The following is a 15,020-nucleotide window of genomic DNA, read 5'->3' as shown; positions in this document are numbered from 1 at the left end:
ATTCCTCGAAGATATATGTTTGCTGCCGTCAACCTGACGGACCGCGAACATGGCCATCCTGCTTTCCATCGACGAACCGGCGACCGGCCCGGCGCACGCGCCTTCGGCCGACGCCTTCCTCGAAATGGGCTTCCGCCCGCTCTACCTGGCCGGTGCGCTGTGGGCACTGCTTGCCGTGGCGTTGTGGATATTCGCGCCGCAGTGGGCGGGTGGCACGTTGGGCGGCCTGGCCTGGCACGCGCATGAAATGCTGTGGGGCTTCGTCGCCACCATAGCGGTCGGCTTCCTGATGACCGCCGGCGGCGCCTGGACTGGCATCAACCCGATCGAAGGGCGTGCGCTGGCCGCGCTCTGCCTGCCCTGGATGGTGGCGCGCGCCGCCTTCCTGCTGCCGGGCGACGCCGCCTTCCTGGTCGGTGCGCTGGCCGACGTCGCCTTCTTCGCGCTGGCCGCAGCGGCACTCGGGCGCTCGGTGCTGCTGTCGCGCAACACCCGCAACTACGCCGTGCCCTTCATGCTGCTGGCGCTTGGCATGACCGACGCCGCCTTCCTGATGGCCACCCGTGCCGGCGACTACGCGACGCTGATGCAGCATTTCAATGCCGGTCTGCTGGTGATGGCGCTGCTCACGCTGCTGGTCGCACGACGCGTCATTCCTTTCTTCGCCATGCGCGCAGTGCCCGGCCTGACCGTGCCCACTCATCTGAAAAGCGGCATGGCGCAGTTGATCGCCAGTGCGCTGGCGGTGCTCGGTCTGCTCGCCGGCTGGCCGCTGGTGCAGGCCGCCGCGCTCGCGGCGGCCGGTGGCATTACGCTCGTGCAGTGGGCGAGCTGGAAGCCGTGGCGCGTACTGCACAAGCCGTTGCTGTGGATTCTGTACGTCGGCTACGTATCGCTCGGTGCCGGTCTGCTGCTGGCGGCGGCGCACGCCGCAGGCAGCCCGGCGCCGGCTGCACTGCACGTGCATGTGATCGCGATGGGTGGTTTTTCGGTGCTCATCATCGGCATGATCACGCGCACCGCGCTCGGTCACCTCGGCCGGCCGCTGGACACCGACCGCAGCATGGTCGCGGCCTATGCGCTGGTGATCGCCGCAGTCGTGCTGCGCCTGGCCGCACTGCAGCCGTCGGCCGCGTCGGTGCACCTGCTGCACCTGGCCGCGACAGCATGGGCGCTCGCCTTCGCGCTCTACCTGTGGCGCTTCTTCCCGATGATGATCCGGCCGCGGCCGGACCGCGCCGGGCCGGCGGTTCAGGCGGTCTCCATCACGCCGCGCCGGAGCTGAACATGCGCCTGACGACGATGACCGACTACGCGCTGCGCCTGCTGATGCACGTGGGGCAGCATCCGGAGCGGCTGTGCACAATCGCCGAGGTGGCGCAGGCCTACGGCATTTCCGAAGCGCACCTGATGAAGGTGACGCACCAGCTCGCGCTCGCCGGCTGGCTCGATACGGTGCGCGGCAAGGGCGGCGGCATGCGGCTGGCGCAGGCGCCGGCCGACATCCGCCTCGGTGCGGTGGTGCGCAGCGTCGAGCCGGACTTCCGCCTGGTCGAGTGCCTGACCGACACGCCGCGCACCGGCTGTACGCTGGACGGGCGCTGCCGGCTCACCGCCATCGTCGATGGTGCGCTGCAGGCCTTTCTCGCCCATCTCGACGGTCATACGCTGGCCGACCTGCTGGCGCAGACGCCCGTTGCCGTCGCATCGCTCAGGAGGGTGTCATGACATCGAACATTCCGACCATAGACGCACTGCGAGCCGCGCTGCACACCGTGCCCGACCCGGAGCTGGCGGAGAGCATCGTCGATCTCGGTCTGCTCAAGCACATCGACATCGGTGACGGCCGCGTGGACGTCGTGCTCATTCCGACCAGCGCCACCTGCCCGATGGGCGAGGTGCTGATCGAGGACGCAACCGCCGCGCTGCGCGCCGCCTGCCCGCCCGGCTGGGTGGTGCACGTTGAGTTCGACTGGGACACCGAGTGGCATCCGGGCCGCATGAGTCCGGCATTGCAGCTACGCTTCGGCTGGTAACCGACAGCCAACATTCACGGAGCCTTCCGCATGCAGATTGCCACCTTCGATGACCTGCTCGCCGCCGCCCGCCAGCAAGCCGAGCCGCAGCGCCTGCTGCTGGTGTTTGCCCGCGCCGAACTGCCGGACGGCGCCACCGCCACCGAGCGCGCCCGCTTCGAGGCGGGGCAGGGCGGCGCGCTGGTGCCCCAGGTCTGCGTCGACAAGTCGCCGCACGAACTGCAGGACTTCGCCGCGCTGGTCGAGGAGTCGCGCCTGTTCGCGCCCGACTGGGCCATCGCCTTCGTCGCCGCGCTGTCCGGACGCGGCGGTCAGCCGCCGGCCAGTGCCGACGTCGATCGCGCACTCGACCGCATGGTCGAATCGGTCAAGGCCGGCCGGCTCGATGGCCTGATGCCGATAGACCGCCACGGCCGGGCGGTGCGGCTGGGATGACGTCAGTGCGCTCGCCGCTGCGGGGCAGGGCGGTCGCCGCCTGCGCGCTGCTGGCTGCGTTCGCCTTGTTGTCCGGCATGACCGGCGGGCTGGCGCGCCTCGGATTGCCGCTGCCTCTGATGCCGGCGCCGGTGCATGGCGCGCTGATGGTGTGCGCTTTCTTCGGCACGCTGATCGCGCTCGAACGCGCGGTGGCGCTGCAGCGACTGGCCGGCCTGCTGGCGCCGCTGCTGGCAGGCATCGGTGGCGTGCTGGCGCAGGTGCCGGTGCTGCTGCCGCTGGCCCAGGTCTGCTGGGCAGCCGCCGCGGCCGGCCTTGTCGCCCTCTATATCTATGCGGGCGTCACCCGTGCCTGGTCGCTGCATCTGCTGGTCGAAGCGGGCGGCGCTGCATGCTGGCTGATCGGTCTGCTGCTGTGGATGCTGCACGGCGACCTCGGCGCGCTGACCCGCGGTGGCGTCGGCTTCCTCGTGCTCACCATCGCTGGCGAGCGCCGTGAGCTGACGCAGATGGTGCGCCTGCCGCCGCTGGCGCGCCGGCTGTTCGTCGCCGCAGTGCTGCTGATTGCGCTCGGTGTCAGCGGATTGCTGCCCTTCTCGCTGTGGACGGGCTGCGCGCTGCTGGCTGTCTGGCTGCTGGGCTGGGACATCGCGCCGCGCGCCTGGCGCGCCGCCGGCTGGCCGGGTCATACGGCCCAGTGCCTGACTGTAGGTTATCTGTGGCTGCTGGTGGGCGCGCTGCTCGGGCTGTACGGGGAACTGTCGGTTGACGCCGCTGCGGTCGCCGCGACCGGACTGCACGCGGTGCTGCTCGGTTTCGTGTTCGCCATGGTGTTCGGTCACGCGCCCATCATCCTGCCGGCGCTGTTGCGGCTGCGCCCGGCCTACAGCGGTCTGGCGCGCCTGCCGCTGTGGCTGCTTGCGGCCAGTCTGGCGTTGCGCATTGTCGCGGTGGGCGTCGGGCGGCATGATGCACTGATGGTCGCCGGCGCCGGTCACGCGCTGGCCATCCTGCTGTTTGCCGTCGTCATGCTGCGCGCGGTGAGCGCAGCTTCACACAGGAAGGAGATGCCTGCATGAGCACCCCGGACAACCTGGCCGCCTGGCGGCGTGCCGAGCGGCAGCGCTTGCTGGCCGAGCGCGAGGCGGTCGATCCGGCACAGCGCATGGCGCGCAATGTCGAAATCACCGGCTATCTCGAAGCCGGCTTTCCGCTGCTGCAGCACATGACGGTCGGCTTCTGCTGGCCCTTCCGCGGCGAATTCGATTCGCGCCATCTGCTGCGTTCGCTGCGTGTGCAGGGCGCACGCGGTGCGCTGCCCGAAGTGGTGGAGCCGAAGACGCCACTGGTGTTCCGCGAATGGTGGCCCGGCGTGGCGACGACGCCCGGCGTGTACGACCTGCCGGTGCCGGACGACACCAATGTCGTGCAGCCGCACGCGCTGCTGATTCCGCCGGTCGGCTTCGACGCGCGCGGCTACCGCCTCGGCTACGGCGGCGGCTTCTTCGACCGCACGCTGGCCGCCTGCACCGTGCAGCCGCTGAAGATAGGTGTGGCCTTCGAACTGTCACGCATGCCCACCATCCATCCGCAGCCGCACGACATACCGATGGATTTCATCGTGACCGAAGCGGGCATTTTCGAAGTCGGCGACGACGGTCTGCACGAGATCGACGTCGAAGCCTGTGCACAGCGCGCGCACGCGCTGGTCGCCAGTCGCATCCTGCGCTGAACAACGGAGACCTACACCGATGTCTGCCCCTGCTGTCGCCGCTGACTCGCCCTTCGTGTCGCGTCTGGCTGAACTGCTCGCCACCCTCGAACACGGTCTGGTCGAGCGCCGCCACGTCGTGCGGCTCGCGCTGCTGGCCGCGCTGGCCGGCGAGCACACGCTGCTGATCGGCCCGCCGGGCACGGCCAAGAGCGAACTGGCGCGCCGGCTGCACCGCGCCTTCCGCGACGCCCGCTACTTCGAGCGCCTGCTCACCCGCTTTTCGGTGCCGGAAGAACTGTTCGGCCCGCTGTCCATCCGCGCGCTCGAGGAGGACCGCTACGAGCGCCACACCGACGGTTTCCTGCCGGACGCCACCATCGCCTTCATCGACGAGGTGTTCAAGGCCAACAGCGCCATCCTGAACGCGCTGCTGACACTGCTGAACGAGCGCGAGTTTGATAACGGCGCCGGCCGCCAGCTGTGTCCGCTGGTCAGCGTGATCGGCGCCACCAACGAAGTGCCGGACGACGAGGTGGGCGAAGCCTTCTTCGACCGCTTCCTGCTGCGTGTGCCGGTCGGCCGCGTCAGCGCCGACGGCTTCGCCGCGCTGCTCGAAGCGGGCTGCGCCGACGAATGGACGCCGCCCGAGGAAGCGCTGACGCTCGGCGACGAGGATCTCGGCGCGGTGTCGCTGGCCGCGCACGAGATCGTGCTGCCGCAGCGCGTGGTCGGCGTGCTGGCCGACCTGCGCGCGCAGATGGTGGAGCAGGGCACTTACGTATCGGACCGCCGCTGGGTGAAGACGGTGTGGCTGCTGCGTGTGGCCGCCGCCGCCGAAGGCCGTGCCGAAGTCGGACTGTGGGACCTGCTGCTGCTGCCCGCCTGCGTCGCGCCCGACGCAGAACGCCAGGCCGAGGTCGCCGACTGGCTGCACGCGCGTCTCGGTGTGCGCGAAGCCTTCGCGCCACCGCGGCTCACACGCGTCGTGCAGGCCTTCCAGGCCCAGCTCGAAACCGAGCAGAACGCCAATGACCTCGACTACGACGAATCCGGCCGGCTGCGTTTTTCGCCGTCGGAAGCCGGTACCGAGAAGGCCGAGGAGCTGGCGGGCGAGATCGGCGACGCCAAGGGCGGCGCGGGAGCGCTGCGCATGAGCTACAGCCGCCGCCGTCGCTACGGCCCGGCGCACATCGCCGCGCGCACCGCGCAGATCGACGATCTGCTCGCGCGCATCGCCGCTTACGCGGAAGAACTGGCGGCCGAACGCGCCAGTCTCGCCGCCACCCGCGCCCGCACGCTGTGGCTGGACGAAGCGCTGCTTGCCCGCGTCGATGCCCATCTTGCGGCGACCGCTGCGCTGATCGCCGAACTGGCCGAGCGTGCGCGCGACGCGCGCCGCGGTTTCGAGAACCTGCCGCGGCTGTCGGCCGACGAGGCGGCGCGCTACGCCGACGTGCCGGAGCCGGTCACGCACGAGCCGCTGGTGTGAGCACGCAGACGCCGCTGCTGTTCCAGTCGCGCGAAGCGCGGCTGGCCGCACTCGACGCGCTGCCGCGCACGCTGTGGCTGGGGGCGCTTACGCAGGCGCAGGGGAGGCTTGAACCGCGACTGGCGGCGCTGGTGGCGCTGCGCAGCGCGCTGATCGGCGGCCGCGTGCCGCCGGCCGTCGATTGGTGCTGGCCGACGCCCGAACTGGTTGCCGCACTGTGCGAAACCTTCGCCGAACTCGATCTGCCGGCCTACTGCACCGGCCGCCAGGAACTGAGCGACGTGGTCGTGCAGAGCCTGCTGTTCCATCTCGACTTCATCCCCGATTACCGCGACCGCGGCGCGACCGACGCGCGCGCCGCGCGGATGGCGATCGAGGCTTTCGGTTCCGACTGGCAGAACCGTCGCGGGCAGATGGACGAATTGATGGAGGTGTTCGGCAAGCTGCCGGACGACGGCAAGAACGCGCGCTGGGACCTGCTGCCCGGGCTGCTGAAATCCGAAGGCTGGCGCGAGGTGCTGCGCATCCGCCGCCTGCTCGAACGGCTGCCCGAACTGGCCGAATGCATACGCCGGCTCGGCCGCGCGCGGCCATCCGAAGAACGCGACGACGCCAGTCGCAGTCAGGTCGAGGTGATGGACAGCGCGATCGCGCGCCGAACCGAACAGCGCACCGTGCGCGTGCCCGACATGCCGGGCGAGACGCGCGGCGTGCATCGCGCCGACCGCATCGCCCGCATGCTGCCGGCCGAATCGGTGCTGCTCGGCCATCCGGCGCTGCGCCTGGTGTGGCACGCCCGCCGCGCCGAGCGCACGCTGCTGTGCTACGAGGACGACGACCGCATGACCGAGGTGCGCCACATCGACGCGCCGGTGCTGCGGCCGCGGCCCGATCCTCAGCCGGACCGGCGGCTGGAAATGGGGCCGTTGCTGGTCTGCGTCGACACTTCCGGCTCGATGCAGGGTGGCGCCGGCGAAGTCGCCAAGGCCGTCGTGCTCGAAGCGGTGCGCACGGCGCACACGCAGGGCCGCGCCTGCCACGTGTTCGCCTTCGGCGGTGCGGGTGAGGTGGTGGACATGCAGATCGGCGTCGACGCCGACGGCATCGGCCGGCTCATCCACTTCCTCGGCCAGGGCTTTAAGGGCGGCACCGACATCTGCGGCCCGCTGGAAAAATCCATCGCCTGCCTCGAACAGGCGGCCTGGCAGATGGCCGACCTGCTGATCGCCTCCGACGGCGAATTCGGCGCCACGCCCGAGCTGGTTGCCCGGCTCGACGACGCCAAGCGCGCGCTCGGCCTGCGCGTGCAGGGCGTGCTGATCGGCGACCGCGAAACGATAGGCTTCCTCGAAGTGGCCGACCACATCCACCCGGTGCGCGACTGGCGCCGCTACGGCGACGGCGCGCGTGGCGGCGATTCGCCGGTGCATACCCACCGCCTCACCGCGCTCTACTTTCCGGGCGCGCTGCGCACCGCCGAGAACCGCGACGCCACGGTCAGCGGCGAAATCGCGTCGGCCGCCGTGCGCGCCGGCCTGCGACGCGGCCAGCCGCTGCCGGCCGACCTGTTGCCACCCGAACCTTCGTCCGACGACCCGACATCATGAGCTTCGCCACCGACTACCTCGCCCAGATCGAACGCATCGCCGAGCGCATGCCGCTGCCACGCGTGCGCGCGCTGCACCTGCCGCCGTCTCGGCCGGACGAACCCTGTCGCGACGGCCAGAGCGGCCACGCACGGGGCGAGTTCTGCGCGCTCGAACTGGAGGACGGCAGCATCGGCCTCTCATACGTGCTGCTCGACGACACACTTGAGCGCCTGCGCAGCGGCCCCGGCCTCGATGACCTGAAGGGCGCCGACGCGCTGGCACTGGCACGCCGTTACGTGAGCGGGCAGGGCGTCGATCGCACGCTGGGCTTCGTCTGCGCCAACGCGATCACGCGCTGCCTGTTCGATCGCGCCGGCTACCGGCCGGACGGCAGCAGCGATTCGATCGGCCAGATGGACCCGCATCCGGGGGAGACCATCGGCATGATCGGCCTGTTCGGCCCGCTGGTGGAGCGCATCGTCGCCGCTGGCGCCCGGCTCACCGTGGTCGAACTCGACGAAAGTGCGGTCGGCGAGCGAGAGGGCTGGCGCGTCACCACCGACGCGGCGGCGCTCGAAAACTGCGGCAAGGTGCTGTCCACCAGCACGCTGCTGCTCAACGACACGCTGGACCGCATGCTCGCCCACTGCCGCGCCGCCCGCTGGTTCGCCATGGTCGGCCCCAGCGCCGGCTGCCTGCCCGACGCCCTGTTCGCCCGCGGCGTCACGCTGCTCGGCGGCAGCTGGGTCGAGGACCGCGCAGCCTTCATCGACGGGCTCAAGTCGGGCGACAAGGACAACCGCAAGGGTCGCAAGTCGACCAGCAAGTTCGCGCTGACGAAGGAGGGGTGGCCGGGGTTCGAGGTGTTGCTGGAGCGGGTGGGCGGATGAGGTCTGTCTTTGCCCGAGCGGAGGCTGGACCTTCCGTTGGCGCCCGTCATTCCTGCTGATCAATCAGGCGCTGTGTTGAGGGATTGTGCGAGCCGTCCCGACGATTGCCAGGCTTGCGCTTCGTCCAATCTGGTTATCGGCGGGTTGCGATCACGCCAACGACAGGCTGTACGTCAACGAAACTCGCGCGTGTGCCATACGCGCAATATCCAGACTGTCTGATCGGCAGTGATTTCATAGCGCAGTTCGTAGTCGCCGATGAGGATGTAGCGTACTTCGCGCGGTTCAAATTCGGGCAGCTTCGTGCCGATGCGCGGCTGGGTCTGAAGCAGGTCCGGACCCGCGCTCAGACGCTGAATCACGCGGGCCGCGGCCTCCGGATTCACTGGCCGAAGGAAAGCGTGCAGCCGTTGCAGATCACCGAGCGCTGCGCGCGTCCATCTGAGGGTCATTCAGGCAGTTTTCCGGACAGATCCGTGCCGAGGGTCGCCGCCCAGGCCTTCACGTCGTCGTGGCTTACTGCGTTCCCCGCATCCACGTCTGCCATCGCTTCCAGCGTCAGGCGGTAGCGCTCCGTTTCGCGCTCGACGTAGGCGGCAAGGGCCTGCTTCACCACCCAGCCGCGCGAACGCTCAAGTCGCGCCGCCAATTCGTCCACCTGCTCCGCCAGCGCAACCGGCAGGTGAGCGGTCATCACTCGGGTGTCTGCTGAAGCCATGAATCACTCCCAATCACTTTCAATCAAGTTAGTCCCGACCGGGGCTCTTGTCCATCCCCTGTCGGATTTCTTTGCACCTGGCACCGTCGGCGTGCAAGGGCGTCTGGCGCCCGGCGCACGACCGGGCAGATTTCTCGACGCCGGTTCGATAGCGATCTACGCGCAATGCATGGGCGGGCGGCTGAGAGCCTATGTCCGGCGGCGCCAAGTGGCTGAGCGGAAAGGTGTCTTGTGCTCTGGCCGGTCTCTGCGCCGTCTCCTGCGATTTGCGGCCTTTCTGCCTGCCACCACCACCCCTTCGGCGCTTCATGCGCGAAGGAATGTCTTTTGCTCCGACTCGCCGGGCGAAGAATCCTTCGCCGCACTGATCCGGAGATCACCAAAAATGAAAAAACGGGGTCGTCACCTCCTCGCGTTTGCGCTGTCCTGTAGCAGCTTCGCCGCCGTCGCGGCCGACCCGCTGGTGTGGTCGGAAACCTTTCAACGTTTCACGCCGGCCTTTACTTTCGTCGGTTCGATCAATACCGCGACCGTGCCGGGTGGCGCGTCGAGCGCGCTGGTGACCGACCAGACCCGCGTGAAGGGGCCGAATGGCGTCGAGTTCGTCGGTGGTCGCCTGTGGTGGCCGGACCAGCAGCTGAACCGCGTCGTGTCCATGCTGCCGGACGGCACCGAATTCAAGACCTACAACATCGCCGGCGCCTACGACGTCGATGTGCAGGGTGGCATGCTCTATGTGACGCGGCAGAACTCGGGCGACATCCTGAGGCTGGATCTGTCGCTGAACTTTCCGCCGGCGGCGACCGTGCTCAGCGGCCTGAGCTCGCCATTCGCGATCGACGTGACGGCCGACAGCGTGTTCTGGAGCCAGGTCGGCACGTCGAACCGCCTGATGCGCTCGAATCTCGATGGCTCGGGCGCGCAGACGCTGCTCACTGGCGTGAATTCCTACGACTTCGAAGTCACCGGTGGCTACATCTACCTGACCACGACCGACGGCTTCGTCAAGCGCGCCAACCTCGACGGCAGCGGTCTGACCACGCTGGCCAGCGGCCTCGGTTTCCTGAATGGCATCGACGTGACCGACGACACCATCTACGTGTCAGCGCTCAATGGTGTGACCACGCTGCCCGGTGGCACGCAGACCCTGGGCGCGGGCCGCATCTTCAGCATGGGGCTGGATGGCAGCGGCGCGGCGGAAATCCTGCGCGCGCAGGAAATCTATGATCCCGAGCAGCCGTTCAGCCCGTCGCAGGTGCGCGGCGTGGCCGTGCTGGCGGTGCCTGAACCGTCTTCGTACGCGATGCTGCTCGCCGGACTTGGTCTCACGGGTCTGGCCGCGCGCCGTCGCCGGCGCGGCTGAGCCGGGAAACGCACGATCTGGATGGAGAAACGGGCGGTGCATCCGGCGTATGCACCGCCTGGATGCCCGCCTGCGCGTCGCAGTAGTATCCCGCCCGTCACCTCCAAATCGACTCAGGTCGGCCCAATACGATGAGTGATCTGTCGCCGCTCCCGACCATCGCGTCCGGCCGCTACCGCCACTACAAGGGCGGCGAGTACGAAGTCGTCGGCGTCGTCCGCCACAGCGAAACGCTGGAGCCCATGGTGCTGTACCGGCCGCTGTACAACGATTCCGGCCTGTGGGTGAGGCCGTATGACATGTTTGTCGGGCTGGTCGAGATCGACGGCGTGCCGCAGCTGCGGTTCGAGCGGCTGCCGGACTAGATCGTCCGGCCGGAATCCGGTCATCATGCGGGCTGTATTCCAGGAGCCCGCATGATGCAGATCGATACCGCTACACCCGCCGACATACCCGCACTGTGCGGACTGCTGTCCGCGCTGTTCGCGCAGGAAGCCGAATTCACGCCGGACACCACCGCCCAGGCGCGCGGGCTGGCGATGATCGTCAGCGACCCGCGCGTCGGCAGCGTGCTGGTCGCGCGACGCGACGGCGAAATCGTCGGCATGGTGAATCTGCTGTTCACCGTATCGACCGCGCTCGGTGAACGCGTCGTGCTGCTGGAGGACATGGTGGTCGCGCCGTCCGCGCGCGGCGCCGGTGTGGGCAGTGCGCTGCTGACCGTCGCGATCGACTTTGCACGCGTCCAGCGCTGTCCGCGCATCACCCTGCTGACCGACCGCGTCAATGCCGATGCGCAGCGCTTCTACGCGCGACATGGTTTCGTCGCGTCGGACATGCTGCCGATGCGTCGCGTGGACGGCTGAGGGCTGTGTCGTTGTCGGAGTGAGCGTGCTCGCGATCCCGTCCCGGATCGAAAGCGACGGCCAGCCAATGCCGCATCGCGACCAAGCTTGCTCCCACAAAACGGCGCCTCCCCGGCGGCAGTAAGCGAGCACTTTGTGGGAGCAAGCTTGCTCGCGATAGCGGCCTGAATCGGAGTCCCTGACCGCCGTTCCTTTAGGAAGGCGGGCACCGGAGCGGGTGATCTTCTAGCCGCGTGCGTGCGACTGCACCCAGCGCACGATGTCGGCGGCGCTCATCGCGCCCGCCTGTCGGGCGACTTCGACGCCGTCGCGGAACAGCATCAGCGTCGGAATGCTGCGGATGGCAAAACGCGCGGCGGTCTGCCGCGCGGCTTCGGTATCCACCTTGGCAAAGCGCACCTGCGGCAACTGGCGTGCGGCGGCTTCGAACTGTGGCGCCATCATGCGGCAGGGGCCGCACCAGTCGGCCCAGAAATCGACAACGACCGGCAATTCGGTGCGGCCGACATAGGCGTCGAAGTTCGCGTCGCCGAGCGCGAATGGCTCAGCTTCGAGCAGCGGCGCCTTGCAGCGCGCGCAGACCGGGCCGTCGCCCAGGCGCTCGTCGGGAATGCGGTTGGTGGCGCTGCACTGCGGACAGACGACATGCATGGTGTTGCTCCCCGGAAGGATGTCGACGGTCAGATGGGGTTGGCGCCGGTGAATCCAAGTCCGGAGGTGCTTCTGTGGGAAGGGACTTCAGCCCCCGACCGCGGCCTGTATCGAAGCCGGTGGGCTGCGGCGGCCGCGTCGCGGTCAGAAGACCGCTCCCACAAGGGGATGCGCCCGATCCGCGACCTGGGTCTGAATCAGGACTCTGTGGGAGGGGGCCGCTGACCCCGACAATGGCCGGTATCGGAGCCCGCGGACAGCGGAGGCCGCGTCGCGGTCAGAAGACCGCTCCCACAGGGGGATGCGCTCGGTCCGCGCCTGGGCCTGAATCAGGACTCTGTGGGAGGGGTCTTCTGACCCCGACAGCGGCCTTGATCAAGGCCGGCCGCCTGCGTCGAAGCGCGTGCGGCGGCGTCGCGGACAGGGCCGCTCGCACGGGGCGGCCGTCATCGGTCAGAGCGTGCGCCTCAGAGGCTGGCCGCGTGCGGGCGCCCCCGTTCGCGGGCGCCCTGACAGCCGACGCACAGCGCGGCCTGCGGTTCCGCCTGCAGCCGGGCGAGTGGGATGTCGGTGCCGCATTCGGCGCACGTACCGTAGTGACCGTCGTCCAGACGCTGCAGCGCGGCGTCGAGCGCGGCCAGTTCGACCGTTTCGAGATCGGTCATCGCCAGATCGATCTCACGGTCGGCGCTGCGCTGTGGCGCGTCGTCGCCGTCCTGCAGCAGTACTTCGCGCGCGTGTTCGGCCCGTGTGCGGCCGGCAAGCTGTGCCTGGATGTGGGCGGTCAGTGCGTCGTGGCGCGCGCGCAGACGGCGTTCCAGCTGTTCGCGGTCGGCCTGGGTAAGCGGGGTGCTCATGGTGTCGTCCTCCTTGCATCCATGCTGTCACCGGCGCGCGCGCGCGGCGTTGATCGGTGTCAATGGCGCCGGTCACATCGTCCTGCACGGCGGCCGACGGCCATTCCGGAATCATCCATCCGGATGCGCTATCGTCACGGCATCTGTCCCGCCTTCACCTTCGCCATGCGCCATAAGTTCTCCGACTCCCGTTCCGTCCTGCTGGCGCGACTGAAGCACCGCATCGAAAGCGAGTCCTGGCCGCGCCTGCAGATGATGGTGATCGTGGCGTTTACGGATGGGGCCGGTCTGGTGGCGTCCTTTGCGCTGTTGCGTGCCGGGGTCGACAGCATGGCGCTGCGCTATCCGCTGGCGCTCGGCTTTGCCTATCTGGTGTTTCTGGGGCTGCTCTGGCTGTGGCTGCACACGCGAACGGAGGACTATGTCGACGTGCCCGACCTGTCCGGCGCATCGTCCTGTTCCGGTGACGGTGCCAGTTTCAGCGGCAACGGTGGCAAGTTCGGCGGAGGCGGCGCGGGCGGATCCTTCGACGACGCGTCGTCGTCAAGCCTCATCGACAACGACGCGCTGCCCTCGGTCGTGCGTGAAGCCGGCTCGTCCGTCGACGCAGACGAACTGGCGATTCCGCTCGTCGTGCTGGCCTTGCTGCTGGGCATGGCGCTGGCGTCGCTGTACATCGTGTATGCCGCGCCGGTGCTGTTTGCCGAACTGCTGCTCGATGGTGTGCTCGCCTGCTCGTTGTACCGTCACCTGAAGGCGACCGATCGCCCGCACTGGCTGGCGACGGCCTGCCGGCGCACGGCGTTGCCCTTTGCACTGACGGCGTTCTTCCTCGGCGTGACCGGTTTCGCGATGAGCGTCTACGCGCCGGATGCACGCTCGGTCGGCGATGTGATCGCGTACGCGAATGCGCGCTGACCAGGCCCTGCCATGACCGACTCCGCACTCGACGTCGCTGCCCGCATCGCACGCGGCGACAGCACGGCCGTCGACGAGCTGGAGGTCTGCCTCGCGCGCATCCGTCGGCACAACGCTGACATCAATGCGGTGGTCACACTGGACGAGGCCGGCGCATACGCCGCTGCGCGCGCCGCCGATGCGCGGCGTGCGGCAGGTGGCGAGCTGCCGCCGCTGCTCGGCGTGCCGATGACGGTGAAGGATGCATTCGAGACCGCCGGCTTGCGCACCACCGCCAGCCATCCGCCGCTGGCGCAGCACGTGCCCGCGACCGACGCGACCGTCGTCGCGCGGCTGAAGGCGGCCGGCGCGGTGCTGGTCGGCAAGACCAATCTGCCGGAACTGGCGGCTACGCCGCAGTGCTGGAGCCCTCTGTTCGGCCCCACGCGTAATCCCTGGGACCTGGCGCTCACTCCAGGCGGCAGTTCCGGTGGCAGCGCGGCCGCCGTGGCGATGGGCTTTTCGTACATCGATCCGGGCAGCGACATCGGCGGCTCGATCCGCCTACCCGCTGCCTGCTGCGGCGTGGCCGGGCTGAAGGCGACCGAGAACCGAATTCCGCGCAGTGGCCACATTCCGCATCTGCCGGGCGGACGGCGCAGCGTGCGCCACCTGCTGTCCTTCGGCGCGCTGGCGCCGTCAGTCGCCGACCTGCAGACCGCGCTGGCGGTGCTGGCCGGCCCGGACGGGCTCGATGTCGAAGTGCCGCGCCTGCCGATACAGCCGGCGCCGCCGCTGACCCGGCCGCTGCGCATCGCGTGGTGGGACGAGTTCGGCGGCCTGCCGCTGTGCCGCCGCACGCGTGCCGCACTGGCGCAAACGGTGACGGCGCTTCAAGCCGCCGGCTGCGTCGTCGAGCGGCGCTGCCCGGAAGGTTTCGACGTGATCAAGGCCTGGCAGGCCTACGGCTGGCTCGCCGGCACCGAGATCGGGCTCGGCATGCCGGCGCTGGCACGTCGGCTGATCGCCGTGATGGGCCGCTTCGTCACGCGCGACCAGCCGATCGCGCACGCCTTCGTGCAGGGGCTGGCGCTGGACGCGCAGCGATACAACCGTGCGCTGAACCGGCGCGACCGCATGGTTCACGCGCTTGAAAGCTTCCTCGACAGCTGGGACATCTGGCTGTGCCCGGTCGCGCCGACCACCGCCTATCCGCAGTCCGAACTGGTGTGGTGGCGCCGCCCGCCCGACATTCCGGTCGACGACGCCCACCTGCCCTTCGTCGAGGGTGCCATCGGCATGGTGACGCCGTTTTCGCTGACCGGCAGTCCGGTGGTCGTGCTGCCCGCCGGTGTCGAGGACGGCCTGCCGGTCGGCTTGCAGTGCGTCGGCCGACGCTGGCAGGACGAAGCGCTGCTGGTGACCTGCGTGGCGATCGAGCGGGTGCTGGGCGGATGTCCGCCGCCGCCGCGCCTGCTCGACCACGCCTGACGGCCTGCCTGTCGGCATATCTGA

At 69.2% G+C, this 15,020-nt stretch carries 18 protein-coding genes; 14 read left to right on the top strand and 4 right to left on the bottom strand.

The features are described 5' to 3' along the window. Positions 1–49: 49 nt before the first annotated feature. From METFAM1_RS0110455 to METFAM1_RS0110415, 9 genes are read left to right on the top strand one after another with little or no spacing between them, the layout of a single operon-like run. Positions 50–1,285, top strand: coding sequence for an NnrS family protein (locus METFAM1_RS0110455; RefSeq protein WP_019919564.1), 1,236 nt, complete (start codon positions 50–52; stop codon positions 1,283–1,285). Positions 1,286–1,287: 2 nt separating this feature from the next. After that, a complete protein-coding gene (locus METFAM1_RS0110450) occupies positions 1,288–1,728 on the top strand; it encodes an RrF2 family transcriptional regulator (RefSeq protein WP_019919563.1) in 441 nt (146 codons plus the stop codon). Continuing rightward, a complete protein-coding gene (locus METFAM1_RS0110445; RefSeq protein ID WP_019919562.1) occupies positions 1,725–2,036 on the top strand; it encodes a metal-sulfur cluster assembly factor in 312 nt (103 codons plus the stop codon). The genes METFAM1_RS0110450 and METFAM1_RS0110445 overlap by 4 nt, the downstream gene beginning before the upstream one ends. A gap of 30 nt (positions 2,037–2,066) precedes the next feature. Next, positions 2,067–2,471, top strand: coding sequence for a hypothetical protein (locus METFAM1_RS0110440; protein ID WP_019919561.1), 405 nt, complete (start codon positions 2,067–2,069; stop codon positions 2,469–2,471). Beyond that, entirely contained in the window at positions 2,468–3,550 is a 1,083-nt protein-coding gene (locus METFAM1_RS0110435; RefSeq protein WP_019919560.1) for a DUF8744 domain-containing protein, read from the top strand. The genes METFAM1_RS0110440 and METFAM1_RS0110435 overlap by 4 nt, the downstream gene beginning before the upstream one ends. After that, positions 3,547–4,203 (top strand): 5-formyltetrahydrofolate cyclo-ligase, encoded by a 657-nt coding sequence (locus METFAM1_RS0110430; protein WP_019919559.1) that lies wholly within the window; start codon positions 3,547–3,549, stop codon positions 4,201–4,203. The genes METFAM1_RS0110435 and METFAM1_RS0110430 overlap by 4 nt, the downstream gene beginning before the upstream one ends. Positions 4,204–4,222: 19 nt before the next feature. Next, positions 4,223–5,674, top strand: coding sequence for an AAA family ATPase (locus METFAM1_RS0110425; RefSeq protein WP_019919558.1), 1,452 nt, complete (start codon positions 4,223–4,225; stop codon positions 5,672–5,674). Beyond that, positions 5,671–7,281: a VWA domain-containing protein gene (locus METFAM1_RS0110420; RefSeq protein WP_019919557.1), complete on the top strand. Its 1,611-nt coding sequence runs from the start codon at positions 5,671–5,673 to the stop codon at positions 7,279–7,281. The genes METFAM1_RS0110425 and METFAM1_RS0110420 overlap by 4 nt, the downstream gene beginning before the upstream one ends. Then, complete coding sequence (locus tag METFAM1_RS0110415) at positions 7,278–8,153, top strand: Rossmann-like domain-containing protein (protein WP_019919556.1); 876 nt, start codon at positions 7,278–7,280, stop codon at positions 8,151–8,153. The genes METFAM1_RS0110420 and METFAM1_RS0110415 overlap by 4 nt, the downstream gene beginning before the upstream one ends. 173 nt (positions 8,154–8,326) lie before the next feature. Here the strand turns inward: METFAM1_RS0110415 and METFAM1_RS0110410 are convergent, their stop codons facing one another. Continuing rightward, complete coding sequence (locus METFAM1_RS0110410; protein ID WP_024300629.1) at positions 8,327–8,605, bottom strand: type II toxin-antitoxin system RelE/ParE family toxin; 279 nt, start codon at positions 8,603–8,605, stop codon at positions 8,327–8,329. Further along, the gene (locus METFAM1_RS0110405; RefSeq protein ID WP_024300628.1) at positions 8,602–8,871 is read right to left on the bottom strand and encodes a CopG family ribbon-helix-helix protein; all 270 of its coding nucleotides are present in this window, start codon (positions 8,869–8,871) and stop codon (positions 8,602–8,604) included. The genes METFAM1_RS0110410 and METFAM1_RS0110405 overlap by 4 nt, the downstream gene beginning before the upstream one ends. Positions 8,872–9,256: 385 nt before the next feature. On the opposite strand from METFAM1_RS0110405, the gene METFAM1_RS0110400 reads away from it, so the two are divergent. The 3 genes from METFAM1_RS0110400 to METFAM1_RS0110390 all read left to right on the top strand — a co-directional run bounded on the left by METFAM1_RS0110400 (position 9,257) and on the right by METFAM1_RS0110390 (position 11,100). Then, complete coding sequence (locus METFAM1_RS0110400) at positions 9,257–10,234, top strand: PEP-CTERM sorting domain-containing protein (protein ID WP_019919553.1); 978 nt, start codon at positions 9,257–9,259, stop codon at positions 10,232–10,234. Positions 10,235–10,365: 131 nt separating this feature from the next. Further along, on the top strand, positions 10,366–10,599 hold the full coding sequence (locus tag METFAM1_RS0110395; protein WP_019919552.1) for a DUF1653 domain-containing protein: 234 nt from the start codon (positions 10,366–10,368) through the stop codon (positions 10,597–10,599). A 51-nt stretch (positions 10,600–10,650) separates the two neighbouring features. Beyond that, on the top strand, positions 10,651–11,100 hold the full coding sequence (locus METFAM1_RS0110390; protein WP_019919551.1) for a GNAT family N-acetyltransferase: 450 nt from the start codon (positions 10,651–10,653) through the stop codon (positions 11,098–11,100). Positions 11,101–11,325: 225 nt separating this feature from the next. Here METFAM1_RS0110390 and trxC read toward each other — a convergent pair whose 3' ends face one another. Together trxC and METFAM1_RS0110380 are read right to left on the bottom strand one after the other, a co-directional pair. Next, positions 11,326–11,751: a thioredoxin TrxC gene (gene trxC, locus METFAM1_RS0110385; protein WP_019919550.1), complete on the bottom strand. Its 426-nt coding sequence runs from the start codon at positions 11,749–11,751 to the stop codon at positions 11,326–11,328. Between the two features lie 467 nt (positions 11,752–12,218). After that, positions 12,219–12,608: a TraR/DksA family transcriptional regulator gene (locus METFAM1_RS0110380; protein WP_019919549.1), complete on the bottom strand. Its 390-nt coding sequence runs from the start codon at positions 12,606–12,608 to the stop codon at positions 12,219–12,221. Positions 12,609–12,731: 123 nt separating this feature from the next. Here METFAM1_RS0110380 and METFAM1_RS0110375 point away from each other — a divergent pair, with 123 nt between their 5' ends. Together METFAM1_RS0110375 and METFAM1_RS0110370 are read left to right on the top strand one after the other, a co-directional pair. Next, positions 12,732–13,526, top strand: coding sequence for a hypothetical protein (locus METFAM1_RS0110375; RefSeq protein WP_019919548.1), 795 nt, complete (start codon positions 12,732–12,734; stop codon positions 13,524–13,526). Positions 13,527–13,538: 12 nt separating this feature from the next. Beyond that, complete coding sequence (locus METFAM1_RS0110370; RefSeq protein ID WP_019919547.1) at positions 13,539–14,996, top strand: amidase; 1,458 nt, start codon at positions 13,539–13,541, stop codon at positions 14,994–14,996. Positions 14,997–15,020 lie beyond the last annotated feature (24 nt).

The sequence above is a fragment of the Methyloversatilis discipulorum genome (genome assembly GCF_000527135.1).
GTDB classification, from domain to species: domain Bacteria; phylum Pseudomonadota; class Gammaproteobacteria; order Burkholderiales; family Rhodocyclaceae; genus Methyloversatilis; species Methyloversatilis discipulorum.
The sequence above is the reverse complement of the archived record's forward strand: the minus strand, read 5'-3'. Positions and strand labels throughout refer to the sequence as shown.

Excerpts from the sequence above, each read along its gene's own strand:
- METFAM1_RS0110455 (WP_019919564.1), top strand. The coding sequence starts at position 50 with ATGGCCATCCTGCTTTCCATCGACGAACCGGCGACCGGCCCGGCGCAC.
- METFAM1_RS0110450 (WP_019919563.1), top strand. The coding sequence starts at position 1,288 with ATGCGCCTGACGACGATGACCGACTACGCGCTGCGCCTGCTGATGCAC.
- METFAM1_RS0110445 (WP_019919562.1), top strand. The coding sequence starts at position 1,725 with ATGACATCGAACATTCCGACCATAGACGCACTGCGAGCCGCGCTGCAC.
- METFAM1_RS0110440 (WP_019919561.1), top strand. The coding sequence starts at position 2,067 with ATGCAGATTGCCACCTTCGATGACCTGCTCGCCGCCGCCCGCCAGCAA.
- METFAM1_RS0110435 (WP_019919560.1), top strand. The coding sequence starts at position 2,468 with ATGACGTCAGTGCGCTCGCCGCTGCGGGGCAGGGCGGTCGCCGCCTGC.
- METFAM1_RS0110430 (WP_019919559.1), top strand. The coding sequence starts at position 3,547 with ATGAGCACCCCGGACAACCTGGCCGCCTGGCGGCGTGCCGAGCGGCAG.
- METFAM1_RS0110425 (WP_019919558.1), top strand. The coding sequence starts at position 4,223 with ATGTCTGCCCCTGCTGTCGCCGCTGACTCGCCCTTCGTGTCGCGTCTG.
- METFAM1_RS0110415 (WP_019919556.1), top strand. The coding sequence starts at position 7,278 with ATGAGCTTCGCCACCGACTACCTCGCCCAGATCGAACGCATCGCCGAG.
- METFAM1_RS0110410 (WP_024300629.1), bottom strand. The coding sequence starts at position 8,605 with ATGACCCTCAGATGGACGCGCGCAGCGCTCGGTGATCTGCAACGGCTG.
- METFAM1_RS0110405 (WP_024300628.1), bottom strand. The coding sequence starts at position 8,871 with ATGGCTTCAGCAGACACCCGAGTGATGACCGCTCACCTGCCGGTTGCG.
- METFAM1_RS0110400 (WP_019919553.1), top strand. The coding sequence starts at position 9,257 with ATGAAAAAACGGGGTCGTCACCTCCTCGCGTTTGCGCTGTCCTGTAGC.
- METFAM1_RS0110395 (WP_019919552.1), top strand. The coding sequence starts at position 10,366 with ATGAGTGATCTGTCGCCGCTCCCGACCATCGCGTCCGGCCGCTACCGC.
- METFAM1_RS0110390 (WP_019919551.1), top strand. The coding sequence starts at position 10,651 with ATGATGCAGATCGATACCGCTACACCCGCCGACATACCCGCACTGTGC.
- trxC (WP_019919550.1), bottom strand. The coding sequence starts at position 11,751 with ATGCATGTCGTCTGTCCGCAGTGCAGCGCCACCAACCGCATTCCCGAC.
- METFAM1_RS0110380 (WP_019919549.1), bottom strand. The coding sequence starts at position 12,608 with ATGAGCACCCCGCTTACCCAGGCCGACCGCGAACAGCTGGAACGCCGT.
- METFAM1_RS0110375 (WP_019919548.1), top strand. The coding sequence starts at position 12,732 with ATGCGCTATCGTCACGGCATCTGTCCCGCCTTCACCTTCGCCATGCGC.
- METFAM1_RS0110370 (WP_019919547.1), top strand. The coding sequence starts at position 13,539 with ATGACCGACTCCGCACTCGACGTCGCTGCCCGCATCGCACGCGGCGAC.